We start from the raw sequence: 21,257 nt of genomic DNA, 5'->3' as shown, positions 1-21,257 counted from the left end.
GGGGATTTAGGCGTCGGTCTTGGCGGCGTCGTCGGTGCCGAACTTGGGCGTGTGCACCTTGCCGAGGGTGATGTGCACGGCCTGCTGGTCGGTGTAGAAGTCGATCGAGCGGTAGCCGCCTTCGTGGCCCAGGCCGGAGGCCTTCACGCCGCCGAACGGGGTGCGCAGGTCGCGGACGTTGTGGCTGTTCAGCCACACCATGCCGGCCTCGGTGTTCTGCGCGAAGTTGTGCGCGCGGGTCAGGTCCTGGGTCCAGATGTAGGCAGCCAGGCCGTACTTGGTGTTGTTGGCCAGTTCCAGGGCTTCTTCTTCGGTGTCGAACGGGGTGATCGCGACGACGGGGCCGAAGATCTCCTCCTGGAAGATCCGCGCGTCGGGCTTCACATCGGCGAAGACGGTGGGAGCAATGTAGTTGCCCTCTTCCAGGCCTTCGGGGCGGCCGCCGCCGGCCAGCAGGCGGCCTTCGGTCTTGCCGATTTCCACGTAGGAGGCCACCTTGTTGAAGTGCTCGGGGTGCACCAGGGCGCCCACCTGCGTCTTCGGGTCGTGGGGATCGCCGACGACGATGGTCTTTGCGCGGGCAGCGTACCGTTCGCAGAACTCGTCATAGACCGGGCGCTCCACCAGGATGCGGGAGCCGGCGGTGCAGCGCTCGCCGTTGAGGGAGAAGACGCCGAACAGTGCGGAGTCCAGGGCGGCGTCGAGGTCCGCGTCCGCGAAGACCACGCACGGGCTCTTGCCGCCGAGCTCCATGGACAGGCCCTTCAGGTTCTCTGCCGCGTTGCGGAAGATGGTCTGGCCGGTGGTGGTCTCGCCGGTGAAGGAGATCAGGGGAACCTGCGGGTGCTTCACCAGCGCGTCGCCGGCTTCCTCGCCCAGGCCGTTGACCAGGTTGAACACACCGGCCGGAACGCCCGCTTCGGTGAAGATGTCCGCCCACAGGGAAGCGGAGAGCGGGGTGAACTCGGCCGGCTTGAGCACCACGGTGTTGCCGGTGGCCAGCGCCGGGGCGAGCTTCCAGGACTCCAGCATGAACGGGGTGTTCCACGGGGTGATCAGGCCCGCGACGCCGATCGGCTTGCGGTTCACGTAGTTGATCTGGCTGCCGGGGACCTTCATGGCGTCGTCGAACTGGGCGACGATCAGGTCCGCGAAGAAGCGGAAGTTCTCCGCGGCGCGCAGGGCCTGGCCCTTGGCCTGGGTGATCGGCAGGCCGGTGTCGAAGGTTTCCATCTCCGCCAGGCGTTCTTCCTGGGCTTCGACGGCGTCGGCGATCTTGTTGAGGATGCGGGCGCGCTCACGCGGCTTCATTTTCGGCCACGGGCCGTTCACGAAGGCTTCGCGGGCGGCAGCGACGGCGGCGTCGATGTCCTCCTTCTGGCCCGCGGCGGCGGTGGCGTAGTTCTGGTTCGTTACCGGATCCAGCACGTCGAAGGTGGCGCCGTTGATGGAATCCACGAATTCGCCGTTGATGAAGTGCTGGATGTGGGTCGGAAGGTTCTCCGGGATGTAGTGCTCAGCCATGGGGCGTCTCCTTTGATGCTGCGGACTTTGAGGGTTTGGTGTTTAGCTGGTGGTGCTGGGAGTGTGCTTGAGGTACGCGTCGAGCGTGGCGATCCGGTGGGCGCGGGCCGCGGCCTCGATGGTGCCGGCGTCGGCCTTTGCCTCAATCAGTTCGAGCAGGCGCTCGTGCTCGGCAACGGAGTCCTGGGCCCGGCCGGGAACGTAGCTGAAGGTGGAGGAGCGCAGCGCGCCCAGCCGGTTCCAGCCGCGGTGGACCAGGTCCAGGATGTGCGGATTGGGGCAGTTGGTGAACAGGGCCGAGTGGAACTCCCGGTTCAGGGCGGTGAAGCGGACCGGGTCGAAGTGCTCCAGGCAGTCGCGCATTTCTGCATTGATTGCCTTGGCCTTCGCCAGGTCCTCCGCCGTGACGAGCGGCGCGGAGAGCGCCGTCGCGTACCCTTCCACCAGGCTCAGCGTCTGCATGGTGTAGAGGTATTCGGTGGGGTCGATCCCGGTGACCGTGGCGCCGACGTTCCGCTCGAACCGGACCAGCCCTTCGGCCTCCAGCCGGCGGATCGCCTCACGCACCGGGACGGCGGAGCAGCCCAGGTCCGCGGCGATCCGGCCGAGCACCAGGCGGTACCCGGGACCGTATTCACCGGAGGCGATCTTCGACTGGACGGTCTGGTAGGCCTGTTCGGCCTTGCTCACTGTCCCGTCTTTGGACGAGGTGTTCACGCCTGTTCAGCCGCCCAGGCCTCGTACTTTTCCTTCCACGCGGCGTTCATCGGGTAGAGGCCGTCGACGCCGTGGCCGGCCTTGACCATTTCGGCGATGAACTCTTCCTGGTGTTCCTGCTTGATGCAGGCTTCCACCAGTTCCTCGGCGATGGCCGGCGGGATGACCAGGATGCCGTCGTCGTCGGCCACGATGATGTCACCGGGCTGGACGGTGGAGCCGCCGCAGGCGATGGTGATGTCCGTGTCCCAGGGGATGTGCCGGCGGCCGAGCACCGCGGGGTGCGGGTTGGCGCAGTAGACGGGCAGGTCGAAGCTGGCGACGGTGGAGTAGTCGCGGACGCCGCCGTCGGTGATGATGGCTGCGGCGCCGTTGTGCATGGCGCGCAGGGCGAGGATGTCACCCAGGGTGCCGGTGCCCTTCTCACCGCGGGCTTCCATGACCAGCACTTCGCCTTCGCGGACGGAGTCGATGGCGCGCTTCTGCGCGTTGTAGCCGCCGCCGTGGGTTTTGAAGAGGTCCTCACGGTTGGGGACGTAGCGCAGGGTGCGGGCGGTGCCGACTACCTTGCGGCCGGTCTTGGTGCCGGTGAGGCCGTCGATGGAGACGTTGTTCAGGCCGCGGGCGCGCATCTGTGAGCTGAGCGTGGCGGTGGCGACGGATTCGAGCTTGGCCTTCAGCTTCGGGGCGAGGGTGGGTTGCTTCGGGGTGAGGCCTGCCTTCTCGGCGGAGCCCCAGGCTTCTTCGCGCTGCTTGTCGTCGATCTTGGGCTGCGCGCCGAAGGGGGCCAGCGGCGTCGTGCCTTCGGTGACGGTGGTGCTCAGGCGCCCGGTGGTCTGCCCGGTGGCGGGGGAGTCAACTTCAATTTCGACGACGTCGCCCGGGACAGCCACGGAGGCACCGGCTGGGGTACCGGTGAGGATCATGTCCCCGGGTTCGAGGGTGAGGAGCTGGGAGAGGTCGGCGACCAGCTGCGCGAAGGGGAAGAGCAGGTCTGCGGTGGTGTCGTCCTGGGCGAGTCCGCCGTTGACCCAGGTGCGCACGCGCAGGGCTGCGGGGTCCACGGTGGCGGCGTCGAGGATAGCCGGGCCTACGGGGGTGAAGCCGTCGCCGCCCTTGGAGCGGAGGTTGGAGCCCTTGTCTGCCCAGCGGAGGTCGTACACGCCGAGGTCGTTGCTGGCGGTGACGCCGCTGACGTAGCTCCAGGCGTCTTCGACGGAGACGCGGCGGGTGGTCTTGCCGATGATCAGGGCGATTTCACCTTCGAAGCCGAGCAGCTCGCAGCCGGCCGGGCGCTCCACGGTGCCGCCGGTGAGGGCGAGGGAGGAGCTGGGCTTCAGGAAGTAGGAGGGCTGCTCCGGGGTGCGTCCGCGTTCTGCTGCCCGGCTGGGGTAGTTGATGTGGACGGCGATGACCTTGCCGGCCTGTGCCAGTGTCTCCGGTGTGGCGGTGCTGCTCGTGGACATCTCACTCCTGGATCAAGTACGAAATCGTATATGATCCAGTGTGCCTTGTGGGGTGGGTCACGTCAAGACTGTGTACGTGTGAATAGTCATCGTCTCCCGCAGCGAGCACGGCGTTCTGACACCGTCGGCTAATCTGTCCCGCATCCAACAGCAACACCACGGTGTACTCCGCTGACCGCGACTGGTGCTCCCCCGGACCTAACTATTGGTGGATTCCTCGCATAGGAACTTGCATAGGGGTCAGCGACGAAAGTGTTCCTGGACCGCCCAAGTGTCACTTGGCTCCGGCACCATGTCGCTGTGTTTGAATAGGTCTGGCCTGGAGCCAATGTCTACAACAGGGGGGGGACATGCCAGAGGTATTCGGTGACCGGTATATGTCATTGAAAGTAGCAGAGCGGCGTGGCGGGGCATTCTCTGTCGTTCGCAAAGGGATCGACCATGAGGATGGGTCATTCGTTGCGATAAAGCTGCTGTCAGGACAGTCCGATGAAGTCACTCGCAAAGTCTTCAGCAATGAAGCGAAGACCCTCAAGAGTCTGTCCCACAAAAACATTGTCCGATGCCTTTGGGCTGGCACAAGCGAAGAGGGAACCTACGTTCTGATCTTGGACTGGGTCGAACGCAACCTCGCTGATGTCCTGAAGTCGTCTGGCCCATGGGAATCGTGGGACCGCCTTGCGTCAGAGATCGCTCTGCCGTTGGTGGAGGCATTAGCTTATACGCACTTGAAACAAATTGAGCATCGGGATATCAAGCCCCAGAACGTGTTAATGACTGACGGAGGGGTGCCGCTTTTAGCGGACTTCGGAATTGCGAAAATCCGGGGCGACGAACAGACTACTACCGATCAGACCGTTGCGGGGTGGCATTCCAAGCCGTACGCTCCACCCGAACTGAACGCCGACATTCGATATGTGCGGGATGTCTATTCAATTGGTGTCCTCCTAATTCAATGCATGACCAAGGAACCGCTCAAGGATTTCGGGGCCGTCGAGCGCGCCCTAGATGAAATTCCTGTTCCGCTCGACGTACGGCGACTGCTCCGTTCGTGCATAGCCACACAGCCCGATGAACGCCCCAAAAACGCCAGTGACTTATTTGGGGCGCTCAAGGTAATCCAGCAACGGCGGCGGTCGCAGTCGGAGATGCTGCGAAAACCGGTCTGGCTTCGGCTGACTAAAACTGCGATCCGGGCTCTCGGTGGAGACGACGACGCGCGACAGGAGGCAATCGCCCGGGCAAAGGAGGACCTTTCAGGCGAAGTCTTTGTCTCGTTTTTCTCCGATCAGGCCTCAGGCGAGCTGCAACGGGCCAGCATTCGTCTCGACGGTGCTGAGTGGAGCTTGACGCTAAAACCCGATGAAAGTGGCGCGGTGGTCATCAACGCCAAACCAATGGACTTCGAGCGGCTCGAGAATCACCGCCGGCGTGCTCTTCTGTTGCCGCCGGGGTTTGAATGGACTTTCGCGGAGCCGGCAAATTTGGTTCTTGCGCAGACGGCAATGGCATCGTTTGTCGACGCCGTCGATCGTTTCTACGACGAGGCAGAGTCATCCGGCGTAAATGGCTCGCCAGAACGCCGCAGCGATGAGCTTCTAGACACGTGGCGTCGGGTGCTGGACGCGCGTGAGGAGCTTGCCAGAGGCGAAAAGAAGCCTCTTCCCTACAAGAGGGTGCGGCCCCGAGGTCGTGAGGCAACCTTTACCCTGGAGACCGCTTTCGACCATGATCTGGTGGGCACGGAATGGCGGGTAAGTGACCAGATGACGGGCCGCAAATTCGGATGGGGAGAGGTCATTGACCACGACTCAGATCGAGTTGTCATCCTGAGTGCTCGGCGCTGGGAAGGACTGCCAGAACGCGCGGTCCTTGATCCCCATCTGGGACCAGACGAAGCAGCGCTGAATCGACAGCGCCGCGCCGTCGACGATGTTCAACGAGAAAAATCGGCCCGTGCTGATTTGAGAGAGCTGTTGCTCGAACCGGGCAGGAACTCAGAGCCTATTGCGCTTCCTGTCTCCCAGTGGAAGCGGGCGCTGGATGATCGCAAGCGTACGGCTATCGAGACAGCCTTAGGTGCAGCTGACATTTTCGTCGTTCAAGGCCCCCCTGGGACGGGAAAGACCAGTTTCATTGCTGAACTCGTAGAACAGACTCTCGCGGCGCAGCCGGAGGCGAAGATACTCATTGCCTCCCAAACCAACGTTGCCGTCGACAATGCCCTCCAGCGTCTGGCAGATGGTGGGTTGACGAACATGGTTAGGGTTGCCGGGGCCGACAGGAAACGGGTTGATGAATCCGTACACCATCTCCTTCTGGACGCACAAATGAAGCGATGGGCGCGAGAAGTTCGGAAGAACGCTGAGCGGCATCTGGGGTCTCGAGCTGCCGAAGCAGGGCTTTCCGCCTCACATCTTCGGGCTGCCTTGCTGCTTCAAGAACTCTCTGTCACGTTGTCGCAGCTTGAGCATCTGCAGGCTGTGGGTCCAGACGTCGAAGAGAAACAACAAGCCGGGTTTACTACCTCGCTGGGGGTAGCGCCCTTGCTATCGACTTCGGTTCAGGAGAAAGTCGATGCGCTGGCCGATCTTCGCGATGAGTTGGTGAAGGACGCGCAGTCCGAGGTAGGAAGCGATTTGACTCTGCTCGCCGATATGACGGCAGCTGATGCTCTTAACGCGGTAGATGCCCTGATCGGTGAAAGCAGGGACGCACAACGTCTCCTTGCCCGCCTGCAACTTCAGGGCGAGTGGCTTCAGCGGATTTCCTCTGACGCGGGACTTGCTGACACGTTCCTTGATCAAACGAGCGTCATAGCTGGAACGTGTGTCGGGTTCTTAAGACACCCAGCAGTCCGCGATCTCGAGATTGATCTCTGCATCGTTGATGAGGCTTCGCGAGCCACCGTGACCGAAGCATTAGTCCCTATGTCGCGAGCTAAGCGATGGGTGATAGTTGGCGATACCAACCAGTTGCCCCCAGTCGATGAAGACATACTAAGAAACAAAGAACTCATGAGGGAGCACCAGCTCCTTCCTGCAGACGTGAGCCAGACGCTTTTCCAGAGACTGACGGATCTTTTGCCGGAACACTCACAAGTTCTGTTAAACCAGCAGTATCGGATGATCCGTCCGATCGGCGACATGATATCTACTTGCTTCTATGAGGAGAAGCTGCAATCACCGAATACGAAGGGACTCGGGGGCTATCCGCTCGGCTACGGGAAACCAGTTCTTTGGCTGGATACCTCGGCTCACGGTGACGACCGACGCGAGGCGGCACCACAAGGGAAGGGAAAGAGTTTTGCGAACCGTGCAGAAGCTCGGATCGTCATAGACAGACTCAAAGTGCTGAATGGGTCCATCGAAAAGAACGTGCTCGAGCTACCCGACGGACAGGAGCAGCTCGAAGTGCTCGTAATCGCACCCTATGTCGCACAGGTTGCGGACCTCAAACAGCAGCTCGCATCCCTTAGGGAGGGACTGCGGCATCTGTCCATAACCGTAATGAGCGTCGACGCGGTCCAGGGCAGGGAAGCTGACGTAGCGATCTTCTCAGTTACGCGCAGTAATTCGCGGGGTGAACTCGGTTTCATTGGTCCCGATTATTGGCGCCGTATTAACGTTGCTCTCTCCCGAGCCCGTTTCGGAGTCACAGTTGTGGGGGATGCTGGGTTCATCCGGGGTACGTCAGGAGCCCTGAAGAAGGTCTTGACATATATCGAGACCCATCAGGACGAATGTGAACTTAGGACGGCAGACCGATGAATATGGCCTCAGCGAACACGATCCAACGGCGCTTTGGTGATGACCGCCCAGGCCTAAGACTCATATCGGTGGTTGACGCAGCTGTCCCGGTTACAATGCTCCGTGTCGATGTTCTTGCGCAGGAGCGCAAGCCCCTGCCGTTGCTCGAAGAGTTCATTCTGCGATTCGTAAACGACGGCGTGTGCGAGATAGATGAAATTGCTAGCCTCCTGGGGCTTCAGTCTGAACAGGTGGTTTCTACCGTTGCGGATCAAATAAGTTCAAACAACATTGTGCGTAACAGGGACGGGAGCCTTCGTCTCACAATGTTGGGCGTCGAGTCTGCTCGCGATCTTGCCGCCGTCCAACCGGTGCTAACGCAGTTGAATGTTCCTTTCGACCGTCTTATTTGGAACGTACAGGATTACCCACGTTCAAGTCTTATAAAGAAGGGGGCTGCCAAGGAAGCAGGGCTGGAGCTTCTGACAGCAAAGAAGACGTCACGGGTTGACGTAAATGACCTCACTGTTGAACGTTTCAATGAGCTCGTTGAGTCTCGTGATGACCGTACACGGCAGGCAGAAATCCTGCGTATACGGAAAATCGCTTCTCAAAGCGTGCATCTGTATATGCCCGCACAGTTACTTGTTTACGGCGATCCCGAGTTTGGCGAGGTTGAATTAGGTCTCTGCATTGAGGGTGACCTCCAACGCACGCACGGTTTGGAGCTTGCAGCTGCAAATGCGGTATCAACGCTGGGGATATCGGTCGCGCCTCCAGGCCCGCGTCCTGAGCTGGCTCCGGAACTCGAGGAGCAACGAATGGCGGCGGAACAGCTCGAGATCGTAAAGGCTCAAAGCAAAACGGTCGCTAACAAGGAAGATTCTATTCTGGAACACCAGGATGTTGACCACATCGCAGTGCGAAGCGTCGACGTCCATGAGCACCCGCAACTACTCAACCAGGCTCTAAACAGTGCGAGGAAGCGCATCCTGATAATCGCACCATGGGTGAAGGGGGGAGTCGTGAATACAGACTTCGTGGCAGCCCTTGAACGGAGATTACGGGCTGGTGTGGAGATTCACATTGGCCACGGCTACGGCCCCGATGACAGTGGATCCGATGAGTTCGCCCTTAGGAAGCTGAATAACCTTGCAAAACGATATGACAAACTTCTGCGTGTTGTCCGTTTGCAGAATACTCACGCGAAGATTCTAATCGCCGATAACTTGTGGGTCACTACAAGCTTCAACTGGCTGTCTTTTAGGGGTGACCCGAATCGCACATATCGTATGGAAGAGGGGACGCTGGTTCAAATCCAAACTGAAGTAGACAAAGCGTTCAAGCGATACGTTGACGTCATTGACAAAGACGGGGTTGATCCTCGGAATCTCGACTAGGTCATGGGCTCATGATTGAAGATCCATGACGACGTAATAAATACATAGTAGCCGGGTGGTTTGCCCGTTTATTCAAAATGTTCAATGGCTGACCCCAGTCAAGGTCTGTTACTTCCTGGCTGGAGAATCGGAAACACCATTGCGAAAACCGAAGGATAATAGTGGGCTTTTTGAGCAGTGTATTTGGTGGGTTTAACATAACTAAAACAGCACAGGGAGGGAGTGGTGGCGAAGATCTGCGGTGTGACTCTTGTGGGAATGGGGTCGACGACAATGAGATGGAATCGGGGATGTGCAAGGAGTGCTACGACTCCGATTACACAGGACCTACCTATTGTTGTGGGTTCATCTACGAGGACGGCGAAGATACCTGTCGCAGTTGCGGTGAGTCTCTTTAGGTCCCGATCAATTTAGTCTCGGCATTTTTCTAGAGGGTGCCGTTGGGCGGCTGTCGTCAGTGTTCCCCGGAACCGACGGGAATCATGAAACATTCGGTAAGTATTTGGGCGAGTCTGGCTCTCATGCGCAGGTGGAGTGTCGACTGCCTACCGGTATCTGCCCGCACTCGAGTTGTCATGTCCCTGTTCCAACGCAACTGGACCTACCTCGGGCTCGAGTACATCAACACGAGAACACACACGGCCGAAAAACCAGCCTGCGCCAGCAGCAGCCCCCCGGGCGCATACCCGAGGAACAATCCGAGCAGCAGCGGAACCAGCGCCAGTAGCGTTGTATCGAAACCGCGGATCATTGACCCGGCCTGGGCGCTGGGCATGGGACCGAATGGGGTGTCCTTGGGCGGAATGGACCAGTCGGGCTGAACCCGGTAAGCACCCCGCACCGCCGACGCACCAAATCCCACACCCGCCAGCGCACCCATGGCGATCAGTGACGGATCGCCCGCGCCGAGCAGCACCAGCACCGCACAGAGCAGCGCAGTCCACAGCGCCAGCGCAGCGGCAGGCAGCGCCATCCGGCTGAGCCGCACTACCGACACCGACAGCGGAAGCAGCATGTCCAGACCCGGCATAATCGCCGTCAGACGAGCCACCGCACCCAGCGCAGGAACCGCCGCAAACACAGCCACCGCAATCATCCCCAGCTGCACCAGCGGAGGCTGCGCGCCGCCGGCCAGCAACACGACCACGAACACCGCCAGCACCAGCACCGGACGCACCCACAAGCCGCGGATCCGCAGGAACGCCGCGGTATCCGCACGCAGCAGAGCACCAAACGGCGTCCGCCCGCCCCGCGCATACCAGCGCGCAGCACGGGCGGAGGGAACGCCGTCGGGCTCTACCGACAGCGCGCGGCCCACCTCATTGAGATCCATCAGGAACACCGCGGCACCGGTGTGCCCGGAGACTGCGCCACCGCGGATCAGCTCCCGGCCCGGGATCCGGTCCAGCCGCGAAAACACGAGCAGGCCCAAGGCGCCGGTGACACACAGGCCCGTTAGCGCCAGCACCCAGGACCCCGCGGCGACCCGCACCGTGCCCAGGCTCAGGAGCGCCAGCACCAGCAGACCGGGAAGCAGGCCGCGGCGCCGCTCAGCCGCCGACCGCGGAGCCGGCCGGGCCTGTTGCAAACCCGCGAGCAGCACGGCACAGACCGCAGCCACCCCAAACGTTCCGGCCGCCAGGAACTGCCCCCGCACGCTGGTCTCCAGGTCCATAACAAACCCGAACGGCAGATACAGCACGGATGCACCCGCCCACACCAGCGCCAGGCGCCGGACCAGCCGGCCGGCCACCATCGGCCGCCGCTCCAGCGGCAGGCTCAGCCACCAGTACCCCTCGGGTCCGCTGACCGCCGCGGGCCCGAACTTCCGAGCCACAGTCATCACCGCTGCCAGTGCTGCGAACACCAGGACAGCCGCTGCCGCGCCGTCGGGCAGGGAGAACGACGACGGCGCCACCAGGGTGCGCCCGGAACCGACGTTCCAGGCTTGGGCCACCTGCTCACGCAAGGCCAGGACGAGTCCCACGGCCAGGGCTCCGATAGTTCCCAGCGCCAGCACCGCGGTGTAGACGTCGACGAAGGCATCCCGGAACCGGGTCCGGCCGCGGGAAAACGCCCGCGAGGCCTGCCGGGTGTATCGGACCGGGTCGAAGGAGGGAGGTGCCTGGACGGTGTCGGTGGTCATGGGTCAGCGTCCGGCGATTTCCGCGGCGGCGCGCTCGGGCGCGATCTCCCGGACATCGTCGTCAATCAGCAGACAGCGCTGTGCGGTGGCCAGCAGCAGCGCCGGATCGTGGGTGACCAGCAGGACCGTCCCGCCGTCGTCGGCATAGGCCTGGATGCGTTCCCCCACGCGTTCGCGCATGGCGGGGTCCAGGCGCTGCTCCGGTTCATCGAGGATCAGCAGCGACGACGGCCGGATCAGGGCAGATGCCAGCAGCAGCCGGCGGCGCTGGCCGGAGGAGACGGAGGCGGGAACGGCGTCGGCCCGCTCCTGCAGGGCGAAGAACTCCAGTTCGGCGTCCACGGCGGCGTCCGGGTCCGGGACTGAGTGGCCGCGGGCCACCAGCTGCAGGTGCTCGCGCAGGGAAAGGGAGGGGAAGAACGCGTCCTCGTCGAACAGGGCGGCGACAGCGCGGCGGAACGGGACAGCGTCCTCGTTGACCGGCAGCCCGTGGACCCGGACCTCGCCGTCGAGCATCTGCTGCTTCCCGGCGATGGTGCGGGCGGCCGTGGACTTCCCGGCACCGTTGAAGCCGACGACGCCGAGGATCTCGCCTGCGTCGGCGCGTGCGGTGATCGGCCCGCACACGGGCAGGCCGCCGTAGCCTACGGACAGGTTGGCAATATCGAGCACGGTCCCCGGGAAAGTCATGGGATCAATCTATCCGGGCCGGAATCGTTGCGGGCCGCAACGTCCCCAGGCGGGAGATGCGCAGCATCCACCGGCACAGGCCAGCGGCCCGTCGCTCGGTGGAAATCAATGGCCTGCATCATGGGCGCCACGTTAAAGGCATTGACGTTCAGGCTGTATTTGACGCCATTGGAGAATCTGACCCACAGAAACGGCTGTCCTTTCAGCCGCTGCATCCGGTAGTCGACAATGTCGCTGTAGGGGAGCACATGTTCCGGCCCAAAAATCTTCCGGAAAGCCAGCTCATATTGGCGCGGCGCCACATACACCCTCCGGTAGATCGACAGGAACACCAGGCCGCCAAGGAAGATGGCCACGGAACTGATGACCATCCCAATCTTCGGGTTCTCGATGGACAGAGCCGCCAGACCCATCAGGAGCCCGACGGCGATTAAGAGCCAGCCGACTCCCGGAACCACCTTGGGCGGGCGGATTCGTTCCGGATGGTCCTTGGAACGGTTGGGGTGTTTGCGTGCCCACCAGGAAATAAGGGCGATAGCTAAGGTGGTGCCGGTCGTTATCGCGATCTGCAATATTGTCCCTGTTGACACAAATTCCCCCGTGACCTCTGCCTGCAGTCTGTTCCCGCTGATCCGAAATCTACCTCAGGGAGCCCGCCCCGGCCCGCCCGCCGGGCAGCCCGGAGAACTTTCCGGGACCGGTTGACTTACCCAACCGGCAATCGCTGAATGGACGTACCGGACCCAACCCAAGCGAGGCAGCCATGGCAGGGAAATTCGAGGTCTACCAGGACAAGGCCGGCGGCTTCAGGTTCCGCCTGAAGGCAGGCAACGGCGAGATCATCGCTTCATCTGAAAGCTACAAATCGAAAGCCTCGGCGCTCAAGGGAGTGGAATCCGTCCGTTCCAACGCCGGCGCGAAGATCACCGATCTGACCTGACCGCCCGACGCCGGAGCACAGGTGCCGCAATGGCCCCCAGCCTGGCCCTGATTGTCGCCCACCCCGATGACGACGCCTACGGGCTCGCCGGAACCGTAGCCCTTCACGAGCGCGATCCCGACTTTCGGTTCGTCCTGGTCCACGCGACCGACGGCGGCGCCGGACAGATCGACCCCGCCTATCCACCGGTCAGCGAGGACCTCGGCAGCATCCGCCGCCGGGAAATGGACGCCGCGTGGACGGCACACGGCCGGCCGCCGGACCGGCACGAATGGCTTGATTACGACGACGGCGCCGTGAACCGGGTCCCGGTTGCCGAGCTGGTGGAGCGCATCGGCGGAATCCTGGACCAGGAACGGCCCGACGTCGTCGCCACCTTCGGTCCGGAAGGACTCACCGCGCATCCGGACCACATTGCGGTGGGAGCCGCCACCGACGCCGCGTTCACCCGGCTGCGTGCCGACGGCGGTCCGGGCCTGCAGCGGCTGCTGCACGGCTGTGTCCGCCGCTCCACCTGGGAGCGCTGGAACAGCGGGCGGATCCGCCGCGGGCTGAAGCCGTGGGAAGCGGGCCGGATGTATGACGTGTGCCCGGTCCCGGACGAGGAGATTGGCATCGAGGTTGATGTCAGCGCCGTCGCGGACCGGATAGTGGCCGGACTGATGCAGCACCGGACGCAGCGGCACGTGATCTCGCCCGGGGTGCCGCCGGACGCGGAACAGGACGCCCGCTGGAACCGGATGGTCGGCGTCGAACCGCTGGTTCAGGCCTGGCCGCCGAGGCTCCCGGGTGCGCCAGTGCTCGGTGATGTCTTTGAAGGGCTGGGCTGACCGGGCTCAGCGCACTGTGGCGGGTGAGCCGGCCTTCGCGGACATAGGCTGGTCACCATGGTCCTGATCTGCCAGCACCGCGTCGCCAAGGAACCCACCTCCGGAGCGCCCACGTGACCGGGCCCGGTGGCCAGCGCCCCGGCTGGTGGCAGGACGCCGTCATCTACCAGGTGTATCCACGCTCCTTCGCCGACGGCGACGGAGACGGCGTCGGCGACCTCACCGGCCTCCTGGAACGCCTGCCCTACATTGCCTCGCTGGGCGTCGACGGCGTCTGGATCACGCCGTTCCAGCCGTCCCCGCAGGTGGACCAGGGCTACGACGTCAGCGACTACTGCGGCGTCGATCCGCTCTTCGGCACCATGAAGCAGTTCGATGACCTGCTCGACGCCGCCCACGGGATGGGGCTGCGGGTCATCCTGGACGTGGTGCCAAACCACTGCTCCTCGGAGCACCCGCTCTTCCAAGCCGCTATCGCCGCCGGCCCGGGCTCGCCGGAACGCGGAATGTTTCACTTCCTGCCAGGGAGCGACGGCGGCCTGCCGCCGAACAACTGGCAGAGCGTCTTCGGCGGGCCGGCCTGGAGCCGCGTGGATCCCGGCTCGGACACGGACCAGGACTGGTACCTGCACCTCTTTTCACCGGAGCAGCCGGACTGGAACTGGCGCAACGCCGCGGTGGGGGACTACTTCGAGGACGTGCTCCGGTTCTGGCTGGACAAGGGCGTGGACGGCCTGCGGATCGACGTTGCGCACGCACTCTTCAAAGCCGAGGGGCTGCCGGACACGGAAGGCACCGGCGGCGTCGTCAACGGTCTGCGCTCCAACCCGCAGGTCTCCGATCAGGAGGAAGTGCACGAGGTGTACCGGCGCTGGCGCCGCCTGACGGACTCCTATGCGCCGGAGCGGATCCTGGTGGGCGAGGTGAACCTGGCGCCGGAACGGGCTGCCCGGTACACCCGGCCGGATGAGATGCACCAGGCCTTCGCGTTTGCCTTCGTAAAGCTGGGCTGGGACGCCGCGGACTGGGCCGCCGTCGGCACCGAACTCGAGGCCGCCCGCCGGGCTTACGGCGCGCCGCCCACCTGGGCGCTGGAAAACCATGACGTTCCCCGGTCCGTGACACGGTTCGGCGGAGGCAGCCGCGGGCTCCGGCGCGCACGCGCCGGGCTGCTCGCCGTCCTCGGCCTGCCCGGGGGCGCCTACATCTACCAGGGCCAGGAACTGGGACTGCCCGACGTCGAGGTGCCGCTGGGTGCCCGGGTTGACCCCATGTGGGCCAAGGGCGGAGTGTCCCGCGACGGAGCCCGCGTGCCGCTGCCCTGGACCACCGCGCCGGATTCCTCCTACGGTTTTTCCTCCGACTCCGCCGCTGACCCCTGGCTGCCAGCGCCTGTTTCCTGGGGATCGCGGTCCGTCCAGACGCAGCGGACGGAGCCGGGCTCAACCCTGAACCTTGTCACCGAGGCGCTCACCGTGCGCCGGCAGCTGATCGACAAGGAAATCTTCACCCCGGGTGATCCCTGCGAATGGCGCGTTGAAGACCACGGCCTGCTCATCTGCGCACGGGGGGACAACGTGGTCCTGGCTATAGCCATGGGCGATGAACCCTGCCGGCTTCCGGAGGGGAACGTCCTGCTGGCGTCGGCACCGCTGAGCCCGGACGGACTCCTGCCGCCGGACGGCGCCGCCTGGCTCCTGCGTTCCTGACTAGCTCCGGCGGGGCGCGGCGCAGCTCCGGTTGGGCCAGCTAGGCAGTAAGCCGGAGTGAACCGTTCCGTTCGCCTGCAGTCATCAATTTCACCTGCAGTCATCATTACCGCTGGTATGCATCCTGTGTTGTCAGAAGCGCCGAGGTCCATGTAGCGTGGATCACAAGCGCACAAGCGTACATCTGTACGTCAGTTGAACAGCGAAGAGCTTGTGTCACTCACTCAGGACTACCCTCCGGCCCGGAAGGCCCACGCCTGGCGCCCGGAGACGTCACCAATGGTCAGCAGTTCAGCCAGCGCTGGATGCTCTACAAGTGAAAGGGAACGCGTTGGCATCAATTTCGGGCGCATTCTGGAATGAACACCACCGAACGGTGGGTACCCTTCGTCGAATGGTTGAGCCGGGGGCAGCGAAGCAGGACACGGCCGGCGGGGCCAGCGGTGCGCAGGGTGAACGCGGTTCCGGCCCCACGCCGTCGCCGTCGTCGGCGGTGTTTCGCCGCGTCTGCCTCATCCTTGGCCCGGCGGTTTTCGCTTTTTTTGCTTTTGGATACCAACCGCCAGGGCTGTCCTTTGAAGGTGCAGCAGTCCTGGGAACAGTCGGCTGGATGGCGCTCTGGTGGATGAGCGAGAGCGTTCCGCTGCCGGCAACGGCTCTTCTTCCGATCGTTCTGTTTCCGCTATTTGGCATCGAGCGCTCGGGCGAGGTTTTCTCTTCCTACAGCAACAACATTATTTTCCTTTTCCTCGGTGGTTTCCTGCTGGCAGCGGCCCTTGAGAAGTGGGGGCTGCACCGGCGGCTGGCCATTGGAATCATCAGGATCCTGGGTACGTCAGCACCCCGGTTGATCCTGGGGTTCATGGCGGCGACTTCCTTCCTGTCCTTCTTCATCACCAATACGGCTGCAACTATGATGATGCTGCCCATGGCCATGGCGGTTATCACCAGCGTGAAGGAGGTGGGCAGCGAGAAGCCGGAAGAGATCAGAGGATTCGAGAAATCCCTCATCTTTGGCGTCGGATACTCCGCCACCATTTTCGGCATGAGCACCATTCTGGGCGGAACCAGCATTCCCTTCTTTATCTCCTATACAAAGGACAGCCTGGGGATCGAGATATCGTTTGCCCAGTTTGCGGGATTTGCGGTTCCCTTCGCCCTGGTGTTCCTCCTGCTGACATGGTTCTACCTGGTCAAAATTCGGTTCAGGGTCTCCATGAAGCAGATCCCCGGCGGACGGAAGATCATTGATGAGGAGCATCGTTCGCTTGGGCGCATGTCCTTCGAAGAGAAGCTGGTCACGGGGGTAGGACTGTTCGTATCCTTGCTCTGGGTGACGCGCACCTGGCTTGTTTCCCCCATCGTTCCCGAAATTACCGATGGCATGATCGCGGTAATTGGTGCCGTCCTGCTCTTCCTGCTCCCAGCACGCAAGGCGGGGACACCCCGGCTCCTGGAATGGTCGGACACCACCAAGGTGCCGTGGGGAGTTCTCCTGCTGCTCGGAGGGGGTTTCGCCCTGGCTGGGGCAGTTCAGTCCACGGGGCTGTCGCAGTGGATCGGAGACCAATTCATCGGCCTGAACGGGGTTCCAGCGCTGGTCTTCATTCTCATTGTGGTCCTGACCCTCGCCTTCCTGACGGAAATTACCTCTACGGGTGCCACGGCCATTCTCTTCATTCCGCTCATGGCCACCGTGGCGGTGGCTGTTGGGCAGGATCCGCTGTTCGTCATGCTGGCAGCTGCCCTGGCGGTGAATTGCTCCTTCATGCTTCCGGCTGGGACACCGCCAAACAGTATTATTTACGCCAGCGGTCTGGTCACCATTGGGGAGATGATCAGGGCTGGATTTGTGATCACGCTTCTTGGGGCGGTGCTGATCGTGGCCACCATGTTTACTTGGGCACCGCTGATGTTTTCCTTCTAGGGGTTCACAGCACGGTGGCGTAACCCAGTTCGCTGCTGATGGCCCCAGCTGTCCTAAGCAGCTCCGGCACAAAACGTTCGAGGAGCTGTTCCTTCGAGACCCGCATCCCGTTCGCGGAGAGGTTGATGGCAGCTGGGGTACGTCCGTCCCGCAGGTGGACCGGAGCGGCAGCGGACCTGACGCCAACTTCCCGCTCGCCGTCGACGATTGCGAATCCCTGGGACCGCACCTGGTCGATTTCACGCCGGAGAAGCTCTGGGTCCGTGATGGTTTGGGGTGTCAGGGCGTCCAGGGGGGTGCGCTCCAAATAAGCGGTGAACTCGTCTTCGCTCAGGGTCGCAAGCATGACTTTTCCGAGTGAGGTCGCGTAGGCGGGCAACCGTGAACCTGTGCTGAGCGGAATGGCCACTGATTGTTGGGCCGGAATGCGGGCCAGGTACACGATTTCGTCCCCGTCCAGAGTTGCCATGGAGCAGGACTCGCCAACGGACTGGGCCAACTGCCGCAGGTGGGGCTGCGCTGTCTCCCAGAAGGGCAGGCTCGCGAGGTATCCGAAGCCAAGCCGGAGGACCTTGGGCGTCAGCGAGAACCTGCCTTCGTTCTGCACGGCAAAGCCGAGGTTGGTCAACGTCAGCAGGATGCGGCGGGCGGTGGGCCGCGTGAGTCCGGTCAGAGCAGCGGCGCGGCTGATCGTGAGCGCGGATTCTTCGACCGAAAAAACTTCCAGAAGCGCCAGGGCCTTGGCAACGGAGTCGATAACTTCAGGGTTTTCCCGGGACACAGAGTTCTCCTTGAAACGGCTTATACGGCACCCCACTGTACGTCAGATGAACATGTAGTCGGCAGGTGACGCGGCTGGATTGACTTTAAAACGCAAATGCCCAATTATTGATTCAACTGACGTACGATTGTACGCCTAACGAAAATGGAGTGGAATATTCATGAGTGTGCTATCCGAGGCTGAGTCGGAGCAGCCGGTGCTGACGAGCGCAGGGGGCGTAACCGTCGAGACACTGGTTCGCGGAGACGGTGAACCGATAGTCCTCCTGCCGTCCCTCGGACGAGGGGCAGGCGATTTTGATGAGGTGTGCCTACGGCTCAACCGGGCAGGTTTCCAGACCGTCTGCCCGCAGCCACGGGGCTTTGGCCGAAGCCGGGGTCCGGTCGAGGACGTCACTATGCAGGATTTAGCCTCGGACGTGGCCATCGCCCTGGATGGTCTGGGGATCCGGAACGCCATCGTGGTGGGACATGCCTTCGGGAGTCAGCCAGCCCGGATGCTGGCCCAAAGCCGCCCGGATCTGGTTAGGGGACTGGTCCTCGCGGCAGCTTCAGCCGGCAAAGTGCCTGCAAGGCTCGCGGAACGTCCGTATGGAAGACTCCGCGCGGAAATTGACGGAGCGGGTAATCCGGCGCTGAGCGAGGAAGAGAGGCTCCGCTGCCTCCAGGCTGCTTTCTTTGCACCCGGGCATGACCCGCGGCAGTGGCTCGGCGGCTGGAACTGGGAGACTCACCGCATCCAGGCCCATGCCAGGGAAATGACGCCAGTGGACGACTACTTTCCTGCGGGGGGTGTGCCGATCCTCGATCTGCAGGCAGAGCACGATGCCGTTGTCATTCCCCACCTTTACCGTGAGCACCTGGGCGAGCGGGTCCGGGAAGAGGTCGTGCCCGGTGCAGGTCACGCGCTCCTCCCTGAACGGCCCGTGCAGTGCGCAGAGGCCATCATTCGTTTCGCCGGCTCCGTGCCGTTGCCGGAAACAGACGCTTCCCCTCAATAGACCGGAGACTCCATGCCACGCATCAACTACGCCCAAACCACGCCCGAGGTGGAAGCGGAAACCAAAGCCCGGCGCGGAGGCCACCTCACGCCGTTGGACAAGTTGCTTGCCCACAGTGATTCCTACGCCAGGGGGTGGAACATCCTGCTGGGTGCTGTCCGGCAGGACTTTGGCCTCCGGGATGACCTGCGCGAGCTCATCATTCTGCGCGTCGGCCATCTCAACTCGGCACGGTATGAATGGGAAGCCCACGTCGGCATAGGGCGCAAGGCCGGGTTGACGGAAGCTGTCCTCTCCGTCATCGCGTCAGATTCCACGTCTACCGGCATTCCGGTGTACGACGCCGTTCTGCGCTACACGGATGAAATGACCAGGTCAGTGGTCGTCAAAGATGCCACGTTCAATGCGCTGCGCACCCATTTCGATGAGCGCGGTCTCGCTGAAATCACGGCAACAGCCGCGACGTACAATATGGTCAGCCGTTTTCTGGTAGCCCTGGATGTTCAGCCGGAAGACCGACGTGCCTTGGTGGCTGGGGCAGGGGGCCGCTGATGAAGAGCCTCACTGTCACCACGCCCGGTCCGCACAGGGATTTTCAGCCGCCGGGCATCATGCTCCCGCCCGGCAGCTGCGACGCGCACGTCCATCTGTTCGGCCCGCATGAGCGTTTTCCCTTCGCCCCGCAGCGCACGTTTACCCCCGAAGACGTGCCGCTTGAGACACTCCAGGAAATGCACACGGTGATGGGCGTGGCCCGGTCAGTCCTGGTCCAGTCCGCCGCCCACGGCAGGGACCACTCCGTGCTGGTCGACGCGCTGCGGCGCGCCCCGGAGATTTACCGTGCGGTCGCGCTCATCGACCCGCAGACACCTGCCGGAACGGTTAAACAGCTTGATGCCGAAGGGTTCTGCGGCGCCCGGATTCATTTCGCCCCGCACCTCGGCCATTCCCCCTCCACCGACGACGTCAGGGCGATCGTGGACCGCATCGCTCCGCTGAACTGGCATCTGGAGGTGCACGTCATGGATGAGGGCATCTATGAGTTCAGCGACATGGCCGACCAGCTGGACCTCACGATGGTGGTGGACCACATGGGAAGGGTTAATCCTGATCCGGTGGCGGATGATCCACGAGTCGCCGAACTTGGGAATCTCCTGTCCAAGGAGAACGTGTGGGTAAAACTTAGCGGCGCAGACCGGATCTCCAACCTGACACCGTCAATGTCCGATGGACTGGCTTTCGCACGGAAGCTGTTCCAAAGTCATCCGGACCGGTGCGTTTGGGGCAGCGATTTTCCCCACCCTAATACCCACGGGTTCGTCCCCTGGGACCACGAACTTGTTCGTGGAATCGCAGAGATTGCGCCCTCCGCAGAGGACCGCGCCCGGCTCCTGGTGCATAACCCGGCGCGGTTGTTCGGTTTCGGTCCTCTTCCCGCCTGACGGGCATCCAGCCGATCACAAATCCGTTCTCACTAGAAGCAGAGGTATCTTCATGACTCGTTTAGCTGACAAGGTTGCACTTATTGTCGGGGCCGGAAGCGTGGGCGCCGGCTGGGGCAACGGCCGCGCATGCGCTGCCATCTTCGCGCAGGAAGGCGCCCGCGTCATTGCCGCGGACATCAGTGCCGAAGCGCTGAATTCGACCCTGGAAATCATTCGGGCAAACAATGGAACAGTGACTCCACAGACCTGCGATGTTACAGATTCGGACTCCGTCAACCGGCTGGTGCAGTCCACTATCGACGCGGAGGGGCGCATCGATGTGCTGGTCAACGTGGTCGGCGGGTCCAAGCATGGCGGTGCGGCCGAACTGGCAGAAGAGGACTGGAATCAGCAAATTGAGCTCAATCTTTCCAGCGTCTACCGCACCTGCCACGCCGTTCTGCCGCACATGGTGCGCGCGGGATCGGGGTCCATCATCAACATAGCTTCCACATCGGGGATGCGTTACACGGGGTCGCCCCAGGTGGCATACGCCTCGACAAAAGCCGGCGTAATCCAGTTCTCCCGCGTCACCGCGGTGCAGTACGGCCCCAAAGGCGTGCGAATCAATACCGTGGTACCCGGGCAGCTCCACACCCCCATGGTTGAATCGCGCCTGGCCGGGCAACGGACCGGTGGCGACGTTGAGGAGCTGCTGAAGCAGCGTCAGGCTCGCATTCCCCTGGGTTTCATGGGAGATGGACGGGACACCGCAAACGCCGCGCTGTTCCTGGCATCCAACGAGTCCCGGTTCGTGACAGGAACCGAAATTGTGGTCGACGGCGGCATGACAGCCAGGTGCGACTGACCCAGTCTGGACGAATCAGCCCCGCCATTCCTGCCCGGATCCCGGCTTTGCCCGGGCATCTCCTCGGCGACCTGATCCGCGTTCCC

At 62.8% G+C, this 21,257-nt stretch carries 17 protein-coding genes; 10 read left to right on the top strand and 7 right to left on the bottom strand.

The window, feature by feature from the left end; genetic code table 11:
* Positions 1-6 precede the first annotated feature (6 nt).
* Genes hpaE through NGB94_RS13895 form a run of 3 tightly spaced genes read right to left on the bottom strand, consistent with a single transcriptional unit; the run spans position 7 to position 3,707 of the window.
* Complete coding sequence (hpaE, locus tag NGB94_RS13905; RefSeq protein WP_325791270.1) at positions 7-1,524, bottom strand: 5-carboxymethyl-2-hydroxymuconate semialdehyde dehydrogenase; 1,518 nt, start codon at positions 1,522-1,524, stop codon at positions 7-9.
* A 42-nt stretch (positions 1,525-1,566) separates the two neighbouring features.
* Complete coding sequence (locus NGB94_RS13900) at positions 1,567-2,214, bottom strand: GntR family transcriptional regulator (protein WP_325791269.1); 648 nt, start codon at positions 2,212-2,214, stop codon at positions 1,567-1,569.
* Positions 2,215-2,237: 23 nt separating this feature from the next.
* Positions 2,238-3,707 (bottom strand): fumarylacetoacetate hydrolase family protein, encoded by a 1,470-nt coding sequence (locus tag NGB94_RS13895; RefSeq protein WP_325791268.1) that lies wholly within the window; start codon positions 3,705-3,707, stop codon positions 2,238-2,240.
* Between the two features lie 350 nt (positions 3,708-4,057).
* Between NGB94_RS13895 and NGB94_RS13890 the strand changes: the two genes are divergently transcribed.
* Positions 4,058-7,477 carry an AAA domain-containing protein gene (locus NGB94_RS13890; protein WP_325791267.1) on the top strand — a complete coding sequence of 1,140 codons (3,420 nt, stop codon included), beginning with the start codon at positions 4,058-4,060 and terminating at the stop codon, positions 7,475-7,477.
* Positions 7,478-7,545: 68 nt separating this feature from the next.
* Positions 7,546-8,856 carry a phospholipase D-like domain-containing protein gene (locus NGB94_RS13885; protein ID WP_325791266.1) on the top strand — a complete coding sequence of 437 codons (1,311 nt, stop codon included), beginning with the start codon at positions 7,546-7,548 and terminating at the stop codon, positions 8,854-8,856.
* Between the two features lie 601 nt (positions 8,857-9,457).
* On the opposite strand, the gene NGB94_RS13880 is transcribed toward NGB94_RS13885, so the two are convergent.
* From NGB94_RS13880 to NGB94_RS13870, 3 genes are read right to left on the bottom strand one after another with little or no spacing between them, the layout of a single operon-like run.
* Positions 9,458-11,002, bottom strand: coding sequence for a DUF6297 family protein (locus NGB94_RS13880; protein WP_325791265.1), 1,545 nt, complete (start codon positions 11,000-11,002; stop codon positions 9,458-9,460).
* Positions 11,003-11,005: 3 nt separating this feature from the next.
* Positions 11,006-11,692, bottom strand: coding sequence for an ABC transporter ATP-binding protein (locus tag NGB94_RS13875; protein ID WP_325791264.1), 687 nt, complete (start codon positions 11,690-11,692; stop codon positions 11,006-11,008).
* On the bottom strand, positions 11,689-12,264 hold the full coding sequence (locus NGB94_RS13870; protein WP_325791263.1) for a hypothetical protein: 576 nt from the start codon (positions 12,262-12,264) through the stop codon (positions 11,689-11,691). Before NGB94_RS13870 ends, NGB94_RS13875 begins: the two co-directional genes overlap by 4 nt.
* A gap of 191 nt (positions 12,265-12,455) precedes the next feature.
* Between NGB94_RS13870 and NGB94_RS13865 the strand changes: the two genes are divergently transcribed.
* From NGB94_RS13865 to NGB94_RS13850, 4 genes are all read left to right on the top strand, one after another.
* On the top strand, positions 12,456-12,632 hold the full coding sequence (locus NGB94_RS13865) for a YegP family protein (RefSeq protein ID WP_325791262.1): 177 nt from the start codon (positions 12,456-12,458) through the stop codon (positions 12,630-12,632).
* Between the two features lie 29 nt (positions 12,633-12,661).
* On the top strand, positions 12,662-13,462 hold the full coding sequence (locus NGB94_RS13860; RefSeq protein ID WP_325791261.1) for a PIG-L family deacetylase: 801 nt from the start codon (positions 12,662-12,664) through the stop codon (positions 13,460-13,462).
* A gap of 113 nt (positions 13,463-13,575) precedes the next feature.
* On the top strand, positions 13,576-15,171 hold the full coding sequence (locus NGB94_RS13855) for an alpha-amylase family glycosyl hydrolase (protein ID WP_325791260.1): 1,596 nt from the start codon (positions 13,576-13,578) through the stop codon (positions 15,169-15,171).
* Positions 15,172-15,487: 316 nt separating this feature from the next.
* Positions 15,488-17,098 (top strand): DASS family sodium-coupled anion symporter, encoded by a 1,611-nt coding sequence (locus NGB94_RS13850; RefSeq protein ID WP_325791259.1) that lies wholly within the window; start codon positions 15,488-15,490, stop codon positions 17,096-17,098.
* Between the two features lie 4 nt (positions 17,099-17,102).
* Here the strand turns inward: NGB94_RS13850 and NGB94_RS13845 are convergent, their stop codons facing one another.
* Positions 17,103-17,879, bottom strand: a complete 777-nt coding sequence (locus NGB94_RS13845; RefSeq protein ID WP_325791258.1) for an IclR family transcriptional regulator domain-containing protein — start codon at positions 17,877-17,879, stop codon at positions 17,103-17,105.
* Positions 17,880-18,039: 160 nt separating this feature from the next.
* Here NGB94_RS13845 and NGB94_RS13840 point away from each other — a divergent pair, with 160 nt between their 5' ends.
* The 4 genes from NGB94_RS13840 to NGB94_RS13825 are packed head-to-tail and all read left to right on the top strand — an operon-like array spanning position 18,040 to position 21,171.
* Positions 18,040-18,879 carry an alpha/beta hydrolase gene (locus tag NGB94_RS13840; protein ID WP_325791257.1) on the top strand — a complete coding sequence of 280 codons (840 nt, stop codon included), beginning with the start codon at positions 18,040-18,042 and terminating at the stop codon, positions 18,877-18,879.
* Positions 18,880-18,891: 12 nt separating this feature from the next.
* The gene (locus NGB94_RS13835; RefSeq protein WP_325791256.1) at positions 18,892-19,431 is read left to right on the top strand and encodes a carboxymuconolactone decarboxylase family protein; all 540 of its coding nucleotides are present in this window, start codon (positions 18,892-18,894) and stop codon (positions 19,429-19,431) included.
* A complete protein-coding gene (locus tag NGB94_RS13830) occupies positions 19,431-20,321 on the top strand; it encodes an amidohydrolase family protein (protein ID WP_325791255.1) in 891 nt (296 codons plus the stop codon). Before NGB94_RS13835 ends, NGB94_RS13830 begins: the two co-directional genes overlap by 1 nt.
* 52 nt (positions 20,322-20,373) lie before the next feature.
* On the top strand, positions 20,374-21,171 hold the full coding sequence (locus NGB94_RS13825) for an SDR family NAD(P)-dependent oxidoreductase (RefSeq protein ID WP_325791254.1): 798 nt from the start codon (positions 20,374-20,376) through the stop codon (positions 21,169-21,171).
* The last annotated feature ends 86 nt before the right edge of the window (positions 21,172-21,257 follow it).

It is taken from the genome of Arthrobacter koreensis (genome assembly GCF_035792275.1).
GTDB classification, from domain to species: Bacteria; Actinomycetota; Actinomycetes; order Actinomycetales; family Micrococcaceae; genus Arthrobacter_B; species Arthrobacter_B koreensis_A.
The sequence above is the reverse complement of the archived record's forward strand: the minus strand, read 5'-3'. Positions and strand labels throughout refer to the sequence as shown.

Coding starts and splice junctions, on each gene's coding strand:
- hpaE (WP_325791270.1), bottom strand. CDS start 1,524: ATGGCTGAGCACTACATCCCGGAGAACCTTCCGACCCACATCCAGCAC.
- NGB94_RS13895 (WP_325791268.1), bottom strand. CDS start 3,707: ATGTCCACGAGCAGCACCGCCACACCGGAGACACTGGCACAGGCCGGC.
- NGB94_RS13890 (WP_325791267.1), top strand. CDS start 4,058: ATGCCAGAGGTATTCGGTGACCGGTATATGTCATTGAAAGTAGCAGAG.
- NGB94_RS13880 (WP_325791265.1), bottom strand. CDS start 11,002: ATGACCACCGACACCGTCCAGGCACCTCCCTCCTTCGACCCGGTCCGA.
- NGB94_RS13875 (WP_325791264.1), bottom strand. CDS start 11,692: ATGACTTTCCCGGGGACCGTGCTCGATATTGCCAACCTGTCCGTAGGC.
- NGB94_RS13865 (WP_325791262.1), top strand. CDS start 12,456: ATGGCAGGGAAATTCGAGGTCTACCAGGACAAGGCCGGCGGCTTCAGG.
- NGB94_RS13860 (WP_325791261.1), top strand. CDS start 12,662: ATGGCCCCCAGCCTGGCCCTGATTGTCGCCCACCCCGATGACGACGCC.
- NGB94_RS13840 (WP_325791257.1), top strand. CDS start 18,040: ATGAGTGTGCTATCCGAGGCTGAGTCGGAGCAGCCGGTGCTGACGAGC.
- NGB94_RS13835 (WP_325791256.1), top strand. CDS start 18,892: ATGCCACGCATCAACTACGCCCAAACCACGCCCGAGGTGGAAGCGGAA.
- NGB94_RS13830 (WP_325791255.1), top strand. CDS start 19,431: ATGAAGAGCCTCACTGTCACCACGCCCGGTCCGCACAGGGATTTTCAG.
- NGB94_RS13825 (WP_325791254.1), top strand. CDS start 20,374: ATGACTCGTTTAGCTGACAAGGTTGCACTTATTGTCGGGGCCGGAAGC.